We start from the raw sequence: 2,625 nt of genomic DNA on the forward strand, positions 1-2,625 counted from the left end.
TCGAAGGTTTATTCTAAGGTAAAGATATGTAGAAAGATAATTCTTTAATGCTGTATGAAGTTTTGAGGTTGCTATAAAGTGTTAGCAAGCGGTACTCATCTGGGACAGGCTTGCTATTTTAAAAAACATATAAAAATAGGGGCGTAGCTTAGTTTGGCTAGAGCACCTGGTTTGGGACCAAGGTGTCAAGAGTTCGAATCTTTTCACGCACGCTTATTTGTAAGCACTGAATAATTGCAGTTCAGTGCTTATTTTTGTGTAAAATCAAGTAAAATTGAGGCCTGTTACTATTTACAGTTAAATAATGTTATGAATTGCGGCTCACTTTCATGGGCTGTATCTTTGTGTATAGAACAATTAGAATAATTCTATAAAACAAATCGGAGTCTTTAAGGGGAAATGAACAATGAATATAGGAGCGTGGATGTGTGGAGTATTGGTTATACCATTTGCATTAGTAGGATTGTTGTTTGGAATATTCAGATGCTAATTGCCATGGTATTTTTTTGACTCACTACCATGGGGATTAAGTAGGCCAAATTCCAAGAGTAATGAAAGAAATACCAGTTTATATGAAAATCATACGGCTAAGGATATTCTCAAGGTTCAACAAGAACATAAAAAGTGTTTGAGAGAATATGTTTGGGCTGACAATATAATTGGACTAGAACCGGATAGGTCAGTAAAGAATAAATGACTTAGTAGTGACACCAATTTTGACGGATCATTCTGCATATAAATGATAATTATTAAAATATGCGATGTGAATTTTCCAAATATGAGGGTATAAAAAGTAAAAATCGTTCAATTTAAGTGGCAAAATATAGAGAAATTATATATTATATATATATTAATATTATTTACTGAAACTTTATTGAGGAGGCATAATGTAATGGGGAAAAAATTTAAGCTTAAGGTAACCGAGTACAACGACATAAATGAGGTTATCAATGAAGAACTAATGGGAAAGGCTACTAATATACAGGACGCTGAAAGATATATGCGTGATTTTATATTGGGTGGAATAATCTTTTTCAATTATCATGTAACTAATGTATCTAAGGATATAAAGGTTTCTGTTAAAGAAGCACCTGATTATGAATGTGATTATAGATATTATGATACTTCAGATAGCATTATTTTTATCTCACATTCATTTGATTACGACATTGTTAAAGAAGACGAGAACGGAAGCGTAACTACAAAACATGCTTCATGCTCTTTAGTTGAGGTTGCCAATTAAATAAAAAATGAAGGGTAAGGGTCTGGTGAAAGCCAGATCCTTTTTGTAAGCTACCTAAATTTACTATTTAATTCATATAGACAATTCACATTAAGGAAATTTAAAATAATAGCATTAGGCAAAGGAAGTAAAGTGTAACATTGCTAGTGTTCCTATAGGTGGGACATATATCATGGATGCAAAAAAGGCTGCAGAGTATGTTAATGAGCTTAACCCAAACTATGTAATACCTGTTCACTATGGCAGTATAGTAGACTCTAAAAATGATGCTGCCATATTTAAAGATAAGGTTAAATCTTCAATAAATGTGGCAATTAAACTAAGTTTCTAAGATTTGAATTATAATATTAAAGAATACAGGAGGATTTGCTATGCCATTTATCGATTCAAAAATAACAATACCAGTTACATCTGAATTAAAGGAAGAACTTAAATCAGAATTTGGAAAACTTATTAATACACTTGGTAAGTCAGAAACTTATCTTATGGTAGGTATCGATGATGCCTATGATTTATGGCTTGGAGGTAAGAAATTAGAAAAGGGAGCATATATATCAGTTAGCCTATATGGAAATGCACCATCTGAATCATATGATAAGCTAACGGGGCAGATATGTGACTTATTTTCAGAGAAACTCGGTATCCCAGGTAATTCTGTGTATGTGACATATCATCCTGTAAATGACTGGGGCTGGAATGGAAGTAATTTCTAATGAATAGAGAAGAGAGGTTTGCTTATTCTGCTTTGTAAAGCCTGTAATAAAACAAAAATTCACGGCTTATATATGTGGAAGAGTGCTGTAAATACCTGAATAGCGAATATATTAAGGAATTAAAGAAGTATGCTTTGTGTTAATACAAAAGGTATAGAAAAACAGATTAGGAAAATATATGTAAATGGTAAAACCGTGCCCATGCTTATACTGAGGCCTATCAATAAGCCTGAAAATGCACCTGGGGTATTATGGATACATGGTGGTGGATATGCTACCGGTTTTAAAGAGATGGCTTATATGAGTAGAGCCATTGATCTTGTGAGAAATCATGGTGTAGTTGTAGTTGCACCAGGTTATCACCTATCTTTGTTTCATCCATATCCAACAGCTCTAAATTATGGGCAATCATTTGTATAGTATTTGATTTGGTTGGATGGGTATTAATAAAGCATCCTTGGAGACTAACGTTTAAGGAATTCTATATTGATTACCAGCCATGGATTTAATTGATTTATCTGGCTATTTTTATGATAAATAAAGGAAACGATTATTACATAGAGGAGTGAGGTTTGCTAGAGTAAAATTTCACTCGGAAAATTGAATAAATAAAAAAGAACATCCTTCTTTGTGATAAAGTTATTTTTGCGAAAAAACAAAACAAGGGAG

At 32.7% G+C, this 2,625-nt stretch carries 4 protein-coding genes and 1 tRNA gene; all 5 read left to right on the forward strand.

Annotated elements, in window-relative coordinates; translation table 11 throughout:
• Positions 1-141 precede the first annotated feature (141 nt).
• A tRNA-Pro gene (locus BLV53_RS16755) sits at positions 142-210 on the forward strand.
• Positions 211-892: 682 nt separating this feature from the next.
• On the forward strand, positions 893-1,243 hold the full coding sequence (locus tag BLV53_RS16760; protein WP_090302761.1) for a hypothetical protein: 351 nt from the start codon (positions 893-895) through the stop codon (positions 1,241-1,243).
• A 139-nt stretch (positions 1,244-1,382) separates the two neighbouring features.
• Positions 1,383-1,574, forward strand: coding sequence for an MBL fold metallo-hydrolase (locus tag BLV53_RS16765; protein ID WP_139299000.1), 192 nt, complete (start codon positions 1,383-1,385; stop codon positions 1,572-1,574).
• Between the two features lie 40 nt (positions 1,575-1,614).
• Positions 1,615-1,956 (forward strand): phenylpyruvate tautomerase MIF-related protein, encoded by a 342-nt coding sequence (locus tag BLV53_RS16770; protein ID WP_090302763.1) that lies wholly within the window; start codon positions 1,615-1,617, stop codon positions 1,954-1,956.
• A gap of 129 nt (positions 1,957-2,085) precedes the next feature.
• Positions 2,086-2,376, forward strand: coding sequence for an alpha/beta hydrolase (locus tag BLV53_RS16775; protein WP_090302764.1), 291 nt, complete (start codon positions 2,086-2,088; stop codon positions 2,374-2,376).
• Positions 2,377-2,625: the final 249 nt, after the last annotated feature.

It is taken from the genome of Pseudobutyrivibrio sp. ACV-2, from assembly GCF_900107545.1.
Taxonomy (GTDB): Bacteria; Bacillota; Clostridia; order Lachnospirales; family Lachnospiraceae; genus Pseudobutyrivibrio.